Origin of the sequence: Phenylobacterium sp. (genome assembly GCF_044371015.1) — a bacterium.
Lineage (GTDB): Bacteria > Pseudomonadota > Alphaproteobacteria > Caulobacterales > Caulobacteraceae > Phenylobacterium.
On sequence record NZ_JBILUK010000063.1, the window covers coordinates 1 to 14,976 of the forward strand.

16 protein-coding genes are annotated in these 14,976 nt (G+C 66.5%); 13 read left to right on the top strand and 3 right to left on the bottom strand.

From position 1 onward, the window contains the following. A partial coding sequence (locus tag ACIQ3R_RS07460; protein WP_397416878.1) for a hypothetical protein occupies positions 1 to 218 on the bottom strand: 218 nt, incomplete at its 3' end. A 155-nt stretch (positions 219 to 373) separates the two neighbouring features. Here ACIQ3R_RS07460 and ACIQ3R_RS07465 point away from each other — a divergent pair. From ACIQ3R_RS07465 to rodA, 13 genes are all read left to right on the top strand, one after another. Next, on the top strand, positions 374 to 1,099 hold the full coding sequence (locus tag ACIQ3R_RS07465; protein WP_397416880.1) for a TVP38/TMEM64 family protein: 726 nt from the start codon (positions 374 to 376) through the stop codon (positions 1,097 to 1,099). Further along, positions 1,096 to 1,716: a glutathione S-transferase family protein gene (locus tag ACIQ3R_RS07470; RefSeq protein WP_397416882.1), complete on the top strand. Its 621-nt coding sequence runs from the start codon at positions 1,096 to 1,098 to the stop codon at positions 1,714 to 1,716. Before ACIQ3R_RS07465 ends, ACIQ3R_RS07470 begins: the two co-directional genes overlap by 4 nt. Before the next feature lie 209 nt (positions 1,717 to 1,925). Then, on the top strand, positions 1,926 to 3,506 hold the full coding sequence (locus tag ACIQ3R_RS07475) for a 2-isopropylmalate synthase (RefSeq protein WP_397416884.1): 1,581 nt from the start codon (positions 1,926 to 1,928) through the stop codon (positions 3,504 to 3,506). A 176-nt stretch (positions 3,507 to 3,682) separates the two neighbouring features. Continuing rightward, positions 3,683 to 4,564, top strand: a complete 882-nt coding sequence (locus ACIQ3R_RS07480) for a DMT family transporter (protein ID WP_397416886.1) — start codon at positions 3,683 to 3,685, stop codon at positions 4,562 to 4,564. 27 nt (positions 4,565 to 4,591) lie between these two features. Then, the gene (locus ACIQ3R_RS07485; protein WP_397416889.1) at positions 4,592 to 5,578 is read left to right on the top strand and encodes a Kelch repeat-containing protein; all 987 of its coding nucleotides are present in this window, start codon (positions 4,592 to 4,594) and stop codon (positions 5,576 to 5,578) included. A gap of 40 nt (positions 5,579 to 5,618) precedes the next feature. Continuing rightward, complete coding sequence (gene modA / locus ACIQ3R_RS07490) at positions 5,619 to 6,368, top strand: molybdate ABC transporter substrate-binding protein (protein WP_397416891.1); 750 nt, start codon at positions 5,619 to 5,621, stop codon at positions 6,366 to 6,368. A gap of 5 nt (positions 6,369 to 6,373) precedes the next feature. Next, on the top strand, positions 6,374 to 7,039 hold the full coding sequence (gene modB / locus ACIQ3R_RS07495; RefSeq protein WP_397416910.1) for a molybdate ABC transporter permease subunit: 666 nt from the start codon (positions 6,374 to 6,376) through the stop codon (positions 7,037 to 7,039). Beyond that, complete coding sequence (gene modC, locus ACIQ3R_RS07500; RefSeq protein ID WP_397416893.1) at positions 7,036 to 7,827, top strand: molybdenum ABC transporter ATP-binding protein; 792 nt, start codon at positions 7,036 to 7,038, stop codon at positions 7,825 to 7,827. Before modB ends, modC begins: the two co-directional genes overlap by 4 nt. Before the next feature lie 187 nt (positions 7,828 to 8,014). Continuing rightward, a complete protein-coding gene (locus ACIQ3R_RS07505; RefSeq protein ID WP_397416895.1) occupies positions 8,015 to 9,058 on the top strand; it encodes a rod shape-determining protein in 1,044 nt (347 codons plus the stop codon). Positions 9,059 to 9,092: 34 nt separating this feature from the next. Then, positions 9,093 to 10,067 carry a rod shape-determining protein MreC gene (gene mreC / locus ACIQ3R_RS07510; RefSeq protein ID WP_397416898.1) on the top strand — a complete coding sequence of 325 codons (975 nt, stop codon included), beginning with the start codon at positions 9,093 to 9,095 and terminating at the stop codon, positions 10,065 to 10,067. Beyond that, positions 10,064 to 10,576, top strand: coding sequence for a hypothetical protein (locus ACIQ3R_RS07515; RefSeq protein ID WP_397416900.1), 513 nt, complete (start codon positions 10,064 to 10,066; stop codon positions 10,574 to 10,576). The genes mreC and ACIQ3R_RS07515 overlap by 4 nt, the downstream gene beginning before the upstream one ends. 9 nt (positions 10,577 to 10,585) lie before the next feature. After that, positions 10,586 to 12,601 (top strand): penicillin-binding protein 2, encoded by a 2,016-nt coding sequence (gene mrdA / locus ACIQ3R_RS07520; RefSeq protein WP_397416903.1) that lies wholly within the window; start codon positions 10,586 to 10,588, stop codon positions 12,599 to 12,601. Next, positions 12,598 to 13,752 carry a rod shape-determining protein RodA gene (rodA, locus tag ACIQ3R_RS07525; RefSeq protein WP_397416905.1) on the top strand — a complete coding sequence of 385 codons (1,155 nt, stop codon included), beginning with the start codon at positions 12,598 to 12,600 and terminating at the stop codon, positions 13,750 to 13,752. Before mrdA ends, rodA begins: the two co-directional genes overlap by 4 nt. A gap of 14 nt (positions 13,753 to 13,766) precedes the next feature. Here the strand turns inward: rodA and ACIQ3R_RS07530 are convergent, their stop codons facing one another. Both ACIQ3R_RS07530 and pip read right to left on the bottom strand, forming a co-directional pair. Continuing rightward, entirely contained in the window at positions 13,767 to 14,282 is a 516-nt protein-coding gene (locus ACIQ3R_RS07530; RefSeq protein WP_397416907.1) for a hypothetical protein, read from the bottom strand. Positions 14,283 to 14,302: 20 nt separating this feature from the next. After that, a partial coding sequence (pip, locus tag ACIQ3R_RS07535) for a prolyl aminopeptidase (RefSeq protein ID WP_397416908.1) occupies positions 14,303 to 14,976 on the bottom strand: 674 nt, incomplete at its 5' end.

The window sequence follows — 14,976 nt, forward strand, 5'->3', positions numbered from 1 at the left end:
ATCGTCAGACCGCCAGCCTTCGAAATCTGCGCCAGTGCGGTCGAGAACGCCACGGCGTGGCCGTCGTAGGTCACGAGGATGCCCGGAACTACGCCCGGCGCGGGCAGCGCTAGAGGGTCGAAAGCCTGATAGGCGACACTCGCGGTCCGAGCCGGTGGGCCCTTGAAGGTGACCGTGTCACCCGCGCTCAGAGACCGCGCTTCTTGGGCTGTGATCAATTCAAACGCATACGCCGGCACGATTCAGGGCTCCGAGTTGGGTTGCGGGCCGGGCTGATGGCGCACCAAATTTGTCCGGACAAGTTACGCTTCTGTAAGGCCCGTGATCCGCAAACTTGACGCTGTCGCGGGAACACGCGACCCCTCCCGGGCAAATGCGTCGCCTGTTCGCCTTTCTCTCAGACCTCGACGCCCGCGCCTGGCGGATGCTTGTCGTCTCGTTCCTGCTGATCGGTGGCGTGGGCCTGGTGTTCGTGCTGGGTGCGCCGCTGATGGGTGTCGACAGTGAACGTACGGTGGAGGGCTGGCTGACGGCGGCGCACGGACCCTGGGCGCTTCCGGTCGCGATCGGAGCTTTTGCGTTGCTGGCGTTCGTCGGGACGCCGCAGATCGTGCTGATTGCGGCGGCGGTCGTGGCGTTCGGGCCATGGACGGGCGCGGTCTACAGCTGGATCGGCACCTTGGTGTCGGCTCTGGTGGGGTTCCAGATCGGCCGCGCTGCCGGCGCGCGGACTTTGGATCGCTTCTCCGGGCCGGCGGTGAAGCGATTCATGACTCTGGTCGGCGAGAACGGGTTCATGGCCAGCCTTGTGGTCCGGCTGGTGCCTTCGGCGCCATTCATTGTGGTTAACATGGCCGCTGGCGTGACGCCGATGCGGGCCCGGGATTTCGCCGCGGGTACGGCGCTGGGGATCGTGCCGAAGATCGCCCTGACGGCGTTCGCCGGGGCGTCCATCTTCCAGTTGATGCGCGGCGAGATTGGCAAAAACGGCTTGATCGTGGTCGGCGTAGCGGTCGTTTGGCTGACTCTGGGTTGGTTTGCGCGGCGATGGCTTCAGGGTCGTCGGCGACAGGAAGACAAGGATCAGGACGCGGCATGATCAAGCTCTACTATGCGCCAGGATCGGTTTCGCTGGCGTCGCATATCGCACTCGAGGAGGCGGGCGCCGTCTACGGGGCGGTGTTGATGGACGCGAGCGCCAGAGCCGCCGGCGGCGGGCGCGACTATCTGGCGATCAACCCTAAGGGCCGGGTGCCGGCGCTGGCGACCGACCATGGCGTGCTGACCGAGACTCTGGCGATCCTGGCCTGGATCGCGGCGGAGTATCCCCAGGCGCAGCTGATGCCCGCCGATTCCTGGCGTTTCGCCCAGGCCCAGGCGTTCAACAGCTATCTAGCCACCACCGTCCACGTTGCGCATGCCCATCGCTATCGCGGATATCGCTGGGCCACCGAGGAGAACTCGTTCGAGGATATGCGCCGCAAGGTGCCGGCCTCGATGACCGACTGCTTCGCGCTGATCGAGCGGGAGCTTTTGGCCGGACCTTGGGTGATGGGAGATCAGTTCACCGTCTGTGACGGTTATCTTTTCACCACAGCCGACTGGGCGGAGGGCGATGGGGTCGATATGACCCTGCTGCCGCGGGTGATGGAACATCGCGAACGCGTTCGCGCGCGGCCCGCCGTGCGCAAGGTTCTTGCGCAGATCAGCGCCTAGGCGCGTCGTCGCGCAATAGGCTTGCCCCGATGTGGCCGATTCTGTAGAGACGAGGGCATGCGTACGCGGCTCGACAGCCTGCTTCTTGTCTCGCTGGGGCTTAGCCGCCCCTGGGCGCCTCTCTAGGCACGCGCACGTTCGCGGCCGGGCGACCAGGGGGTTTTCCACAAACCTACGCCCGACAAACCCCAATTCCGCGAGACCATTCCATGACCCAAGCGACCCCTGACAGCGTCCCGGCTGCGGCTGACCGCGTCATCATCTTTGACACCACCATGCGTGACGGCGAGCAGTCGCCCGGCGCTTCGATGAGCCACGACGAGAAGCTGGAACTGGCCAAGATTCTCGAAGACATGAAGGTCGACGTGATCGAGGCGGGCTTCCCGATCGCGTCGAACGGCGATTTCGAGGCCGTCCGCGCAATCTCTCAGATCGTCACCGAGAGCACCATCTGCGGTCTGGCACGTGCGGGCATGGTCGACATCGAGCGCTGCGCGGAGGCCATAAGGCCGGCCAAGCGCGGCCGCATCCATACTTTCCTGTCCACCAGTCCTAGTCACCGCGACCACATCCTGCACGCCAGCCAGGAAGACATCCTGGAGATGATCACCAAGTCGGTTACGCATGCGCGCAACCTCTGCGGTGATGTGGAATGGTCGGCCCAGGATGCGACCCGCACCGAGCCGGACTTCCTGCGTCGCTGCGTGGATGCAGCCATCCGGGCTGGCGCCGGCACGATCAACCTGCCGGATACGGTAGGCTACAGCTATCCCTCCGAATACGGAGAGATGTTCCGCGATATCATCGAGAACGTCGACAATGCCGACAAGGTGATCTTCTCCACCCACTGCCACAACGACCTGGGCCTAGCCGTCGCGAACAGCCTGGCCGGTCTTCAGGGCGGGGCGCGACAGGTCGAGTGCGCGATCAACGGCATTGGGGAGCGGGCGGGGAATGCTGCGCTCGAAGAGATCGTCATGGCGCTGAAGGTGCGCGGCGATCACCTGCGTTTCCACACCGGGATTGAGACTCCGCACATCACCCGCGCCAGCCGTTATGTGTCGGCGATTACCGGTTTTCCGGTCCAGTTTAACAAGGCGATCGTGGGCAAGAACGCCTTCGCGCACGAGAGCGGCATCCATCAGGACGGGATGCTGAAGGACCGCGGCACCTACGAGATCATGCAGCCCGAGGATGTGGGGCAGGGCTCATCCAGTCTGGTGATGGGCAAGCATGCGGGTCGGGCTGGATTCCGCGCAAAGCTGAAGGACCTGGGCTATGAACTGGGTCAGAATGCGCTCAACGAGGCCTTCCAGCGGTTCAAGGACCTGGCCGACAAGAAGAAGCACGTCTTCGACGACGACATCATCGCGCTGGTGGATGATGCGCTGGCCTCTGGGACCGACAAGATCCAGGTCAAACACTTGCGGGTGATCGCCGGTACCGAGGGTCCGCAGGAGGCGTTCCTGACCGTGACCATCGAGGGCGTCGAGAAGAGCGCAAACGCAACCGGTGACGGACCGGTGGATGCCGTGTTCAACGCCATCCAGGCGGTCGTGCCACATGCGGCGATCCTGCGCCTGTTCCAGGTGCACGCGGTGACCGAGGGCACTGACGCTCAAGCGCAGGTCTCGGTGCGGCTGGAGGAGGACGGCCGGATCGCCACCGGCGCGGCGGCCGACACCGATACCCTCACAGCCTCGGCCAAGGCCTATGTGAATGCGTTGAATAACCTCTTCGCACGCAAGGAAAAGACCGCCCCGCAAGCGCGCGTCGCCAGCGGCTTCTAAGGGCGGGCCAGGCGCCCGCTCTACGACGCTTCCACCTTCGCCAAGGCTGCGGTGGACGGGTCGCGCGGTCCCCCCTCTCCCAATGGGGGAGGACTCGCGACTTCGTACGCCCCATCGGGAGGGGTGGCCGCGTCGTGGGCGGCGGGGGCTGACACCCAAGGTCGAGGGACCTTCCAGTGCTTTGGATACTGCTGACGCTAACGGCCGCGCCACTGCAGGTGGCGCGCAACGCCATGCAGCGCTCCCTGGTCGGCGACGCTGGGCCTTGGGGCGCGACGCTTGTGCGGTTCCTGTTCGGCTTGCCGTTTTCGATCGCGATGCTGGCGGTCGTCTGGGCTATGACGCCAGACGCAAACCCGTCGTTTTCTCAGGCCTTCTGGACAGGTGCGCTGTTCGGCGCCGTGGCCCAAGTGGCGGCGACGGGTGCGCTGCTGATGGCCATGGGGCGGTCAGGTTTCGCGGTGGCGACCCTGTTCCAGCAGGCCTCGCTGCCAATGACGGCCCTATTGGGCTGGTGGGCGCTGGGCGACGCCCTCAGCCCTGCCGCCTGGGCGGGCGTGCTCGCGGCAAGCGCGGGCCTTGTGGTCCTCTCCTGGCCAAGGAAGGGCGAGGCGCGCGCGGCGGTGGCCGGCGCCTTACTGGGTCTGGTTGCGGCGGCCTTCTATGCCGTTGCGTTCAACGGCTATCGTCAGGCGGGACAGGCGCTCGACCCGGCGAACCCGCTGGTGTCGGCGATCATCACCTTGGCGACCGCACAGGCGATGCAGTCGGCGACTTTGGGCGGGCTTCTGGCGCTGACCCGGCCGCAGGCGCTCAAGGCGGTGGTTGGATCCTGGCGGTCGTCGCTGGCCGCGGGCTTTTTCGGGTCTGCGGCCTCGGCCTGCTGGTTCGGCGCGTTGGCGCTGGCGCCCGCAGCTCAGGTGCGGGCCGTCGGGTTGGTCGAGGGGCCGGTGGCGGCGCTGGTGGGCCGGCGTCTCTTCCGAGAGCGGCTGAGCCTACGTCAATGGCTGGGTGGCGCCATGACGACGCTGGGTGTCCTGGCGTGCGTGCTGGCATAGGGCGGGTCGAAGGGGCAAGTTCGCTCCATGATTGATCGCAGACAGATGATCGGCGGCCTATCCGCCGCCGTACTGGTGACGCCGGCCCGGGCGCAGTCGGGCTGGTCGCCCAGAGCCGACATCCCTTGGTCCTCGCAGGAAGTCTATGGAACAGTCTGGCGCGGCCGCGCGGTGATCGCGGGCGGCATGGCGCCGGGGCTCCAGGGCCTGCGGGCAGGGATCAATCCGCTGGATCGGACCGGCCTATACTCTCCACGCGCCGACTCCTGGACCGAGGGCCCGAGACTGCCCGCGCCTCGGCATCATCCGGTGCTGGCGACTTCGCGGGACCAGGTGTTCGCCTTCGGCGGTTTTGCCGTGACCGAGGCCGGCGGTTGGGTGGCGACGACCGACACACTGGTGATGGATGACGCGGCGTGGCGACCGGCCTCGCCGATGCCCAGGCTGCAATGCGAGACCGTGGCGGTCGCGCTTGGCGACAGGGTGCATCTGGCTTCCGGCCGTGCGCCGCGCGGTGATCGGAACCTGGCCTGGGGCGACCAGGGCGACATCGACCTGCATCAGGTATTTGATCCTGTCGCCGGCCGGTGGATGACGGCGCGCCCTTGCCCGCTGGCCCGCAACAGCGCCACCGGGGCCGAGATCGGGGGCAAGTTCTATCTGGCCGGAGGCCGGCGCGTAGGAGAGGGCAACTCTGCCCAGCTGGATGTCTATGACCCCAAGACCGACCGTTGGGACACGCTTCGGCCGATGCCGCGCGCCGCCGGCGGCTTGGCGGGCGCGGCGCTGGGTGGGCGGCTTTATGTGTTCGGCGGCGAGGGCGGACCGGGTGTTATCGCGGATTGTTGGTCCTACGACCCCAAGACGGATACGTGGCGTGCGGAGACGCGCATGCGCACCCCGAGGCATGGCCTCTGTGGCGTTGCCGGAGGCGGCCGGATCTATGCGATCGGCGGCGGTGCGAAGGAGTCGGGTGGGCAGGTCACTGCGGTGGTGGAAGTGCTCCGGCCCTAGCGGCGCGACAACGGAGCCGGCGGCGGCTAGAAGCCTGGAGATGCGTCCCATCTTCAGAGTTCTGACGGTCCTGGCGCTCGCCCTTGGCCTCACCGGCGCGGCGGCGGCAGGCGAGGTCAAGGTTGCGGTGGCGGCCAACTTCGCCGAGCCGGCGCGCGAGATCGCGCGGATCTTCGAGCGCCGCACCGACCACCAGGTGATCCTAAGCTTCGGCTCATCGGGTCAGTTCTATGCTCAGATCGCCAATGGCGCACCGTTCGGCGTGTTCCTCAGCGCCGATGCGGCGCGCCCGCTTGAGGCCGAGGCCGCCGGTCTCGCAGTGCGCGGGAGCCGGTTCACCTACGCTGTGGGGCGGCTGGTTCTCTTCAGCCGCGCGCCGAGTGTCGTCGATGCCGAGGGGCGGGTGCTGACGACCGGTCGGTTCGACAAGCTGGCGATTGCCGACCCCAAGACCGCCCCCTACGGCCTCGCCGCCCAGCAGACGATGCAGCGTATGGGCCTGGAGGCCGCGCTCCGGCCAAAGCTGGTCCAGGGCGCTTCGATCACCCAGACGTTCCAGTTCGTCCAGAGCGGAGCGGCGGAACTTGGTTTCGTGGCGCTTTCGCAAGTCGCCGATAACGCCGGCGGATCCCGGTGGTTGGTTCCATCTCGGCTGCACGCGCCCATTGTTCAACAGGCGGTACTACTCACGGCCGCCAAGGATAATCCCGCGGCGCGCGCCTTCCTTGCGTTCTTAGGAACGCCCGAGGCCCGCGCGGTGATCCGGCGCTTTGGCTACGAGACGCCTTGACGCCGCTGCTTGATATCGTCTGGCTGACGCTGAAACTGGCGGCGACCACGACCGTGGCGCTGCTGATCATCGCCACGCCGCTGGCCTGGTGGTTGGCGCGTTCGCGCGGCTGGTGGGTAGAAGCAGTAGCGGCGGTCGTGGCCCTGCCGATTGTGCTGCCTCCGACGGTCCTGGGATTCTACCTGCTGCTGGCTATGGGCCCCGACAGTCCGTTGATGGCGCCGCTGCAGGCGTTGGGCGTCAGAACCCTGGCCTTCACCTTTGAAGGGTTGGTGATCGGCTCGATCGTCTACTCGCTGCCGTTCGCCGTCCAGCCGCTGCGCAACGCCTTCGAAGCCATGGGGCCGAGACCGATGGAGGCGGCGGCGACCCTGGGCGCGGGCCCGTTCGATGCATTCTTCAGCGTCGCTGCCCCTCTGGCCCGGCCGGGCTTCGTGGTAGCCGCCGTGCTGGCCTTTGCGCACACTCTGGGCGAGTTCGGAGTGGTGCTGATGATCGGCGGGGGCGTTCCAGGCGAGACCGAGGTGTTGTCGATCGAGATGTTCCGGCTGGTCGAGGCGCTGGAGTGGGAGAAGGCGCATCTGCTGGCGGGCGGCCTGGTGATCTTCGCCTTTGTGACTGTCCTCGGACTGCTGGTGTTCGACCGGCGCACCCGAAGGGTCGGGCGATGATCCGAGCGAGCTTTCAAGGCCGGCTGGGCGCGTTCGCGCTGGACGCGACCTTCTCAGTCCCAGACCAGGGTGTGACCGTCCTGTTTGGCCCCTCCGGCTCGGGCAAGACGACCATCCTACGATGTCTGGCCGGTCTCGCGCGGCTTGACGGGCGGCTGGAGGTGTCAGGGGAGGTCTGGCAGGACGCCGGCCACTTCACGCCCGTTCATCGCCGTCGCGTGGGCTACGTGTTTCAGGACGCGGCCCTTTTCGATCACATGAGCGTGCGGGGGAACCTGCTGTATGGGCGCCGACGCGCGGGTCTGGGCCCGGACGCCACGTTTGATCATCTGGTCGAGCTCCTCGGTCTGAACGGCCTGCTCGAGCGTACCGTGGGCAAGCTCTCCGGGGGAGAGCGTCAGCGGGTGGCGATCGGTCGGGCGCTGCTGGCGGCGCCCCGGCTGTTGCTGATGGACGAGCCGCTCGCCAGTCTGGATGGCGATCGCAAGGACGAGGTGATCCCATACCTCGAAGCGCTGAAGCGCGAGGCTAGCATACCTGTAATCTACGTGACCCACGACGTCGCCGAGGCTGCCCGGCTGGCCGATCGAACACTCTGGATCAACGACGGCCGCGTTGTCGAACGGAGCGATAACCCGGCGTCGCCGAAGGCCCCGGACGCGCGCAAATTGCAGGCGCGGCTTGCTGAGGTCGGGGCTTCGGCGCTGGTCGCCGAGCTGGTCCGGGCGGGTGCGCCAGACGCCGTGGCGACGTTGGCGGTCGAGGCCCTGGCCGCGCGCGCGAGTTGATACGCGGCCAGGTCGAGCACGGTCCTTTGCATTATGCCTTGAACTGGCCCCATCCTCGGGGCAGAGGGACGCTCAAAGCCCCGCCAGACAAGATGCAGCGACTCGACGCATTCTCCCCAAATTCGTCGAGCCTCTGAGCAATCGCCCGGCGGTGCGACTCGTCAGCCCCCATGCCCTAGGGCCAAACATGTTCTCGTCTCTCTTCGGCGCCATCTCGAACGACATCGCCATCGACCTCGGCACCGCCAACACACTGATCTACATGAAGGGCAAGGGCATCGTGCTCAACGAGCCCTCGGTCGTCGCGCTGCGTAATGTGGGCGGCCGCAAAGTTGTCCACGCGGTCGGCATAGAAGCCAAGCAGATGCTGGGCCGTACGCCCGGCCACATGGAAGCCATTCGACCGATGCGCGATGGAGTGATCGCAGACTTCGAAGTCGCGGAGGAAATGATCAAGTACTTCATCCGCAAGGTTCACAACCGCAAAGGCTTCGTGAATCCCAAGGTGATCGTGTGCGTGCCCTCAGGCGCGACGGCGGTGGAGCGCCGGGCGATCAACGACAGCTGCCTGAACGCTGGAGGCCGCCGCGTCGGCCTGATCGACGAGCCGATGGCCGCAGCGATCGGCGCGGGGCTGCCGATTCACGAGCCGACCGGTTCGATGGTGGTGGATATTGGCGGTGGCACAACCGAGGTGGCCGTATTGTCGCTCTCGGGCATCGTCTATTCGCGCTCGGTCCGGGTCGGCGGCGACAAGATGGATGAGGCGATCATCAGCTATATGCGCCGCAACCATAACCTGCTGATTGGTGAAACCACTGCCGAACGGATCAAGAAGGAGATCGGCACCGCTCGCGCGCCGGCCGACGGCGAGGGACTGTCCATCGACGTCAAGGGCCGCGACCTGATGCAGGGTGTGCCACGAGAGGTGAGAGTCTCTGAGAAGCAGGCGTCCGACGCCTTGGCCGAGCCGGTCAGCCAAATTGTCGAGGCGGTCAAGATGGCCCTGGAAGCAACGCCGCCGGAGCTGGCGTCGGATATCGCCGACAAGGGGATTATGCTGACGGGCGGCGGCGCACTGCTGCGCGGGCTGGACGTAGAGATCCGCGATCACACCGGCCTGCCGGTGACGGTAGCTGATGATCCGCTGTCGTGCGTGGCGCTGGGCTGCGGCAAGGTGCTCGAACATCCCAAGTGGATGAAGGGCGTTTTGGAAGCCACCCTGGCGTAGGACCGTAGCATTGCTCGGATGAGCGGAGACCACGATGTCCTTGAGGGACAATCCGCTAGGCGAGCTTCGAGTGCCGCTGACCTGGACGGCGGGCATCGTGTTCGTGATCGTCATGATCGTGTCGGTGGCGATCTTGCTGTCGGACCGACGCGAGGCGTTTGACACAGACTCGAATGGGAACCCGCGGACGCTGACCGATCGCTTGCTTGCACCGGTTGGTGATGTGCTCTCGGCGCCCGGTCGAGTGACCGGCGACGGGGTGCGGGGAATACGGGGCTATTTCTTCGCGGTCTCGGAAAACCAGCGACTCCGGGCGGAGTTGGAGACCATGGCGCAATGGCGCAACGAGGCGATTGCGCTGCGCGACGTCAATGAGCGGTATCGCGCTATCCTTGGACTAAAGACCGACCCTCCGATCGCCATGGCGACTGCGCGCATCGTGACCGATAGTCGCGGTCCCTTCGCCAACTCCCGGCTGGCCAACGCCGGCGCCGAACTGGGTGTCAGGCCAGGCAACCCCGTCATGAGCGAAAATGGATTGGTGGGGCGGGTTGTTGGCGTGACTGCGGGGGCGAGCCGGGTCTTGATGCTGACCGATCCTGCTTCGCGGACACCGGTGATGGTCGACCGCACCAACTCCCGCGCCATTCTGACTGGCGATGGCGGGCCAAATCCGCGCCTGGAGTACCTGCGCGGCCAGGACCCAGTCCGGGTTGGCGATCGGGTCGTGACGTCGGGAGACGGGGGCGTATTTCCACGCGGTTTGCCCGTGGGTGTCGCGGTACGCGGGCTCGATGGGCAGTGGCGCGTGGTGCTGGCCGCAGACAAGGCGCCCGTGGACTTCGTGCGGATCCTGAAGTTCCAGGACTTTACGCAACTGGTCGACATTCCCGCCCTGACCCCGGCCGGCGCGCCGCCGCCGACACCCGGCGCGACGACCCTGCCGCCGGCGTCGCCCACCGCTGCGCCTGTTTCGACCGCTCCTGCGACGCTTCCGGCTCGGCCATGAGCACGACCGCGCGTGGTCTGCCGCCCTGGCTCTGGCTCGGCGTTCCGGCGCTCTTGGCGATCACGGCGAGCCTCTTGTTTGCAATCCCGATCCGGTTCTGGGGAGTCGGCCTGCCGGAGCCAGTGTTCGCCTTGCCGCTTGCCTTTGCCTGGGCAGTGATCCGGCCATCAATGCTGGGGCCGGTGATCGTGATGATCCTGGGTCTGTTCCTGGATCTGCTGTGGGGGACCCCGATGGGATTCTGGGCGGTCTGCCTTCTGTTACCCCACGGTGTGGTTCTGGGCTTCCGCGCCTTTCTGGCCGGGCAGAGCCGCGCCATGATGTGGATCTGGTACGGCGCAGGGACGATGCTCTCGCTCGGCGCCGGTTATCTCTTCACGCTGCTGGCCACCCGCAGCGCGCCGGACCCCGTAACGCTCACTTGGCAATTCCTCGCCACAGTTGTTCTGTTTCCTGTGGCCGACGTCCTCATCCAACGTTTCGAGGACGCCGATGTTCGGTTCCGTTGAGTTGAGTTCATGACGCAGCCCGCCATCTTTTTTGAAGAGGTCAATGAGCGGCAGGGCGTGTTCCATCGCCGCTCGATACTGTTGGGCGCTTTCGCCGGCTTGGGGCTCACCGCCCTGGCCGCGAGGCTCGCTTACCTGCAGCTCTTCGAGACTCAACACTATGAGCAGCTGGCGACTTCCAACCAGTTTAACTTCAAGCTCGCACCGGCGCCTCGCGGGGTTATCGTCGATCGCAACGGCGCGGTGCTGGCCGCCAATCGTCCCAACTTCCGCCTTCTGGTGGCGCGCGACACCGGTATCGACGCCGAGGCGACAATCAAGACCCTGGCCAACTTCGTCCCGATGGACGACGCACGCCAGCGCAGGCTGCTGCGGGAAGTCTCCAATGCGCCCAAGCGCGCGCCGGTATCGGTGATGGAAGATATGAGCTGGGAGCAATTCTCAGCCATCAATGTCCGCGCGCCTGAGTTGCCCGGCGTGACCGCCGACATGGGCGAGGTGCGAGTCTATCCTCACGGGGGCGCCTTCGCCCATGTGATCGGTTACGTGGCCAAGGTTAACCGGGAGGATATCGAGGCCACCGGCCCCAACGCCGAACCGATCATGCTTCACCCGGGCTTCCGGATCGGGAAGCAGGGCGTCGAGAAGGCGTTGGACCTGGAGCTGCGCGGGCGGCCTGGGGCTCGCAAGGTGGAAGTCGACGCCAACGGCCGCGAAGTGGCTCACGACGACGGCGGCGACGTTCCGGCGTTTCCGGGACAGGAGATTCAACTTACCCTGGACGTCGACATCCAAAACCGGGCGCTGGAGGTGTTCGGCGAGGAGAGCGGCGGGGCGGTAATGGTCGACTGCCGCACAGGCGATGTGCTGTGCATGACCTCGGCGCCATCGTTCGACGCCAATCGTTTCGTTCGCGGATTGACCGGCGCGGAGTATCGGGCCCTCGCGAGCTACGAGCGCAAGCCTCTGCTCGACAAGTGTCTTTCGGGTCTCTATCCGCCCGGTTCAACCTTCAAGATGATGACGGCGCTGGCGATCCTCGATGCCGGGATCGATCCCGAGGCCCGTGTGGTCTGCGGCGGCGGCATGCAGTTCGGCGGGCGCTTCTTCCACTGCCATAAGCGAGGTGGCCACGGCTCGCAGAACCTCAACGACGCCATCAAGAACTCCTGCGACACTTACTTTTACGCGATGTCGCTGCGGGTGGGGCCGGACCGTATCGCCAAAGCCGCCCGGGCCTTCGGCCTGGGCCAGACCTTCGACCTCGGCATTCCGGGGCAGAAGAAGGGCACTGTGCCGGACCCGGCCTGGAAGAAGCGCTATTTCAAGACCGAGGCCATGCAGCCCTGGTGGCCAGGGGAAAATCTGTCTTACGCGATTGGTCAGGGCTATCTGCAGGTGAACTGCCTGCAGCTGGCCGTGATGACCGCGCGCCTCGCGAACCGCGAATACAAGGCGCTGAACCCGCGGCTGATCAAGTCTGTAGGCGGCAAGGAGCGGCCACGCGGTTCCGATGTGGCGAGCCTTCCCTATCCGACCGACCATATCGATCGGGTTCGCGCCGGCATGGCGGCGGTGACGGACGTCGGCGGCACCGCCTTCCGGGCGAGCCAGCTGGGACTGGGCGACATCCTGATGGCCGGCAAGACCGGCACCGCCCAGGTGCGAAACTATGCCAAGGGCGGCCATCGCGGGAAGGGCGGGCCCTGGCACCTGCGCGACCATGGCCTGTTCGTCGCCTTCGCGCCGCTGGACGCCCCACGTTACGCGCTGGCCGTGATCGTGCAGCATGGCATGGGCGGCTCGACCGCTGCCGCGCCCCGAGCGCGCGAGATCATGCGCACGGCTCTGCTGAAGGATCCGGAGATTTTGGCGCGGATCGAGAAGCCGCTGCCGATGCCGGAGATGACCCCCGATCTGGAACAGGACCTGGCGCCGACCCAGCCCACCCTGGCTCCGTCGGGCGCCGCCCCGACGCCGGCTTCCGCCCCCCGTCCATCGGCGCGGCCGGGGCGTCCGGCATGACGGTCTCGGCCCTGACTCGTCCCGGTGAACGCGACCGGCTGATCGTCAAGTTCTCCGAGATCGACTGGTTGTTCGTGCTGGTTCTGGCGCTGATCGCCGGCGCCGGCTCGCTGATGCTGTTCTCGATCGCCGGGTCGTCCTGGGAGCCGTGGGCGGCCAACCACGCCATCCGGTTCGGCATCTGCATCGTGCTGATGCTGGCGCTGGCCATGGTTGATCTGCGCATCTGGTTTGCACTGGCCTATCCGATCTATGGCCTGGGCCTGCTGCTGCTGGTCGCCGTGGAACTGGTGGGCGATGTCCGATTGGGGGCTCAGCGGTGGCTGTCGATCGGCAGCTTCAGCTTCCAGCCCTCGGAGGTGATGAAGCTCGGTATCGTGCTGGCCCTGGCTCGCCTCTACCACGGCGCTTCGGCCGAGAAGGCGCGGTTGTCATGGTGGTTGCTGATCCCGGCGGCGATGACGTTCGCGCCGGTGCTGCTCGTGGCGCATCAGCCTGATCTCGGCACAGCCATGCTGATCCTGATGACCGGCGCGGCGATCATCGTCCTGGCGGGGCTGTCCTGGAAGATCATCGGCGCGGCGGTGGCGGCGTTTCTGGCCATTGTGCCGCCGTTCGTACTGTTCGTGATGCACGACTATCAGCGCCAGCGAGTGCTGACCTTCCTGGACCCCGAGAGCGATCCTTCAGGCTCGGGCTATCACATCCTGCAGTCGATGATCGCGCTGGGTTCCGGTGGCCTTCTGGGCAAGGGCTACGGCCTGGGCTCGCAGAGCCAGCTCAACTTCCTGCCGGAGAAGCAGACCGACTTCATCTTTGCGGCGCTGGCGGAGGAGTTCGGCTTCGTGGGATGTTTGGCGGTGCTGATCCTCTACGCGGTGGCGATCTTCATGGCGCTTCGGACCGCCTTCGTCAGCCACAGCCACTTCGGGCGCCTGGCGGCCTCTGGCGTGACGGTCACTTTTGCGGCCTATGTGATGATCAACGGCGCGATGGTGATGGGCCTGGCGCCGGTGGTGGGCGTGCCGATGCCGATGCTCAGCTGGGGCGGCACGGTGATGCTGACGGTGATGATCGGTTTCGGACTCGTCCAGTCGGTGTGGGTCCACCGCTACTCCGAGGTGACGAGCGGCAAGGGCAGCTTCGTATAGGCCCGGCGGGCGCTTCAGTTCGCCACGCCCAGGGCGAGGATGTGCTTGACGATCACGCAGCCGGACTTGGCGAGCGGGATCATGGTGGCGGTGGTGTTGGAGTCGGTCGGGTCTTCGTAGACCTGAAGGCCGCTGAGCTCCGTATAGGGCTTCCAGTCCTTGAAGGCGTCTTCCCGGGCCTTGTCGCAGGGCAGGGCGGGCAAGGTGATGGTCTGGGTCAGGGTGAGGTCGCAGGTCCCGGACGCGGTCCTGACGGCGGCGAAGGTGGCGACGCCGTGACCGTCGGTGAAGGTTTCCGACGTGATCGCCGTCATCATCTCGTCGTTGGGCTTGGTGGTCGACCAGGTGGAGAGGAATCCGTAGGCGTCGTCATCCTCGTGAACGAACACCACGAAGCGTTCCAGCGCCCGGGCGCAATCCTTGAAGCCGGCGTTGTAGCCGCCCAGCACGGCCCGGGCCTTCGGCGGCTCCTGAGCCTGGGCGGGCGCCGCAAGGGCCAGGGCGATCAGGCCGATGATCATGGGGCGCATCGCCGTCCTCCGTTCGGATCTCATAGGCGGAGGGCCGCGTCCGAGGCGCGCACCAGGGCGTCGACGATGCCCGGCTCGGTCGAGGCGTGGCCCGCGTCCCAGATCACCTCCATCCGCGCCTGCGGCCAGGCGGACTTTAGACGCCAGGCGCTTTCCAGCGGCGTCACAACGTCGAAGCGGCCCTGGACGATCCAGCCCGGGATGTCCTTCAGCACATGGGCGTTTCGGACGATCCAGTCGGGCTCCGACAGGAAGCCGCCGTTGACGAAGTAGTGGCACTCGATCCGAGCGAAGGCGATGGCGAAGTCGATCTCGTTGAATTTCGAGGGTCGCGCCTCGGGGCCGCGGATGGAGATGGTGTCGCCCTCCCACTGGCTCCAGGCGGCGGCGGCCTCGGCCTGCACGGCGCGGTCCGGGTGGGTCAGCCGGCGGTGATAGGCGGCCATCAGGTCGCCGCGCTCCGCCTCGGGGATCGGCGCCAGGAAGCGCGCCCAGGCGTCGGGGAACAGCATCGAGGCGCCGTCCTGGTAGAACCAGCGGAGCTCGCGCGGGGTGACCATGAAGATCCCGCGCAGGATCAGGCTCTCGACCCGCTCGGGGTGCTTGATCGCGTAGGCGAGCGCCAGGGTCGAGCCCCACGAGCCGCCGAACACGCACCACTTCTCGACGCCCAGATGCTCGCGCAGGCGCTCGA

Bases quoted from the DNA above. Each gene is read 5' to 3' on its own strand.
- modC (WP_397416893.1), top strand. From the start codon at position 7,036: ATGATCCGAGCGAGCTTTCAAGGCCGGCTGGGCGCGTTCGCGCTGGAC.
- ACIQ3R_RS07530 (WP_397416907.1), bottom strand. From the start codon at position 14,282: ATGCGCCCCATGATCATCGGCCTGATCGCCCTGGCCCTTGCGGCGCCC.
- rodA (WP_397416905.1), top strand. From the start codon at position 12,598: ATGACGGTCTCGGCCCTGACTCGTCCCGGTGAACGCGACCGGCTGATC.
- ACIQ3R_RS07485 (WP_397416889.1), top strand. From the start codon at position 4,592: ATGATTGATCGCAGACAGATGATCGGCGGCCTATCCGCCGCCGTACTG.
- ACIQ3R_RS07470 (WP_397416882.1), top strand. From the start codon at position 1,096: ATGATCAAGCTCTACTATGCGCCAGGATCGGTTTCGCTGGCGTCGCAT.
- ACIQ3R_RS07475 (WP_397416884.1), top strand. From the start codon at position 1,926: ATGACCCAAGCGACCCCTGACAGCGTCCCGGCTGCGGCTGACCGCGTC.
- ACIQ3R_RS07505 (WP_397416895.1), top strand. From the start codon at position 8,015: ATGTTCTCGTCTCTCTTCGGCGCCATCTCGAACGACATCGCCATCGAC.
- modA (WP_397416891.1), top strand. From the start codon at position 5,619: ATGCGTCCCATCTTCAGAGTTCTGACGGTCCTGGCGCTCGCCCTTGGC.
- mreC (WP_397416898.1), top strand. From the start codon at position 9,093: ATGTCCTTGAGGGACAATCCGCTAGGCGAGCTTCGAGTGCCGCTGACC.
- ACIQ3R_RS07515 (WP_397416900.1), top strand. From the start codon at position 10,064: ATGAGCACGACCGCGCGTGGTCTGCCGCCCTGGCTCTGGCTCGGCGTT.
- mrdA (WP_397416903.1), top strand. From the start codon at position 10,586: ATGACGCAGCCCGCCATCTTTTTTGAAGAGGTCAATGAGCGGCAGGGC.
- ACIQ3R_RS07465 (WP_397416880.1), top strand. From the start codon at position 374: ATGCGTCGCCTGTTCGCCTTTCTCTCAGACCTCGACGCCCGCGCCTGG.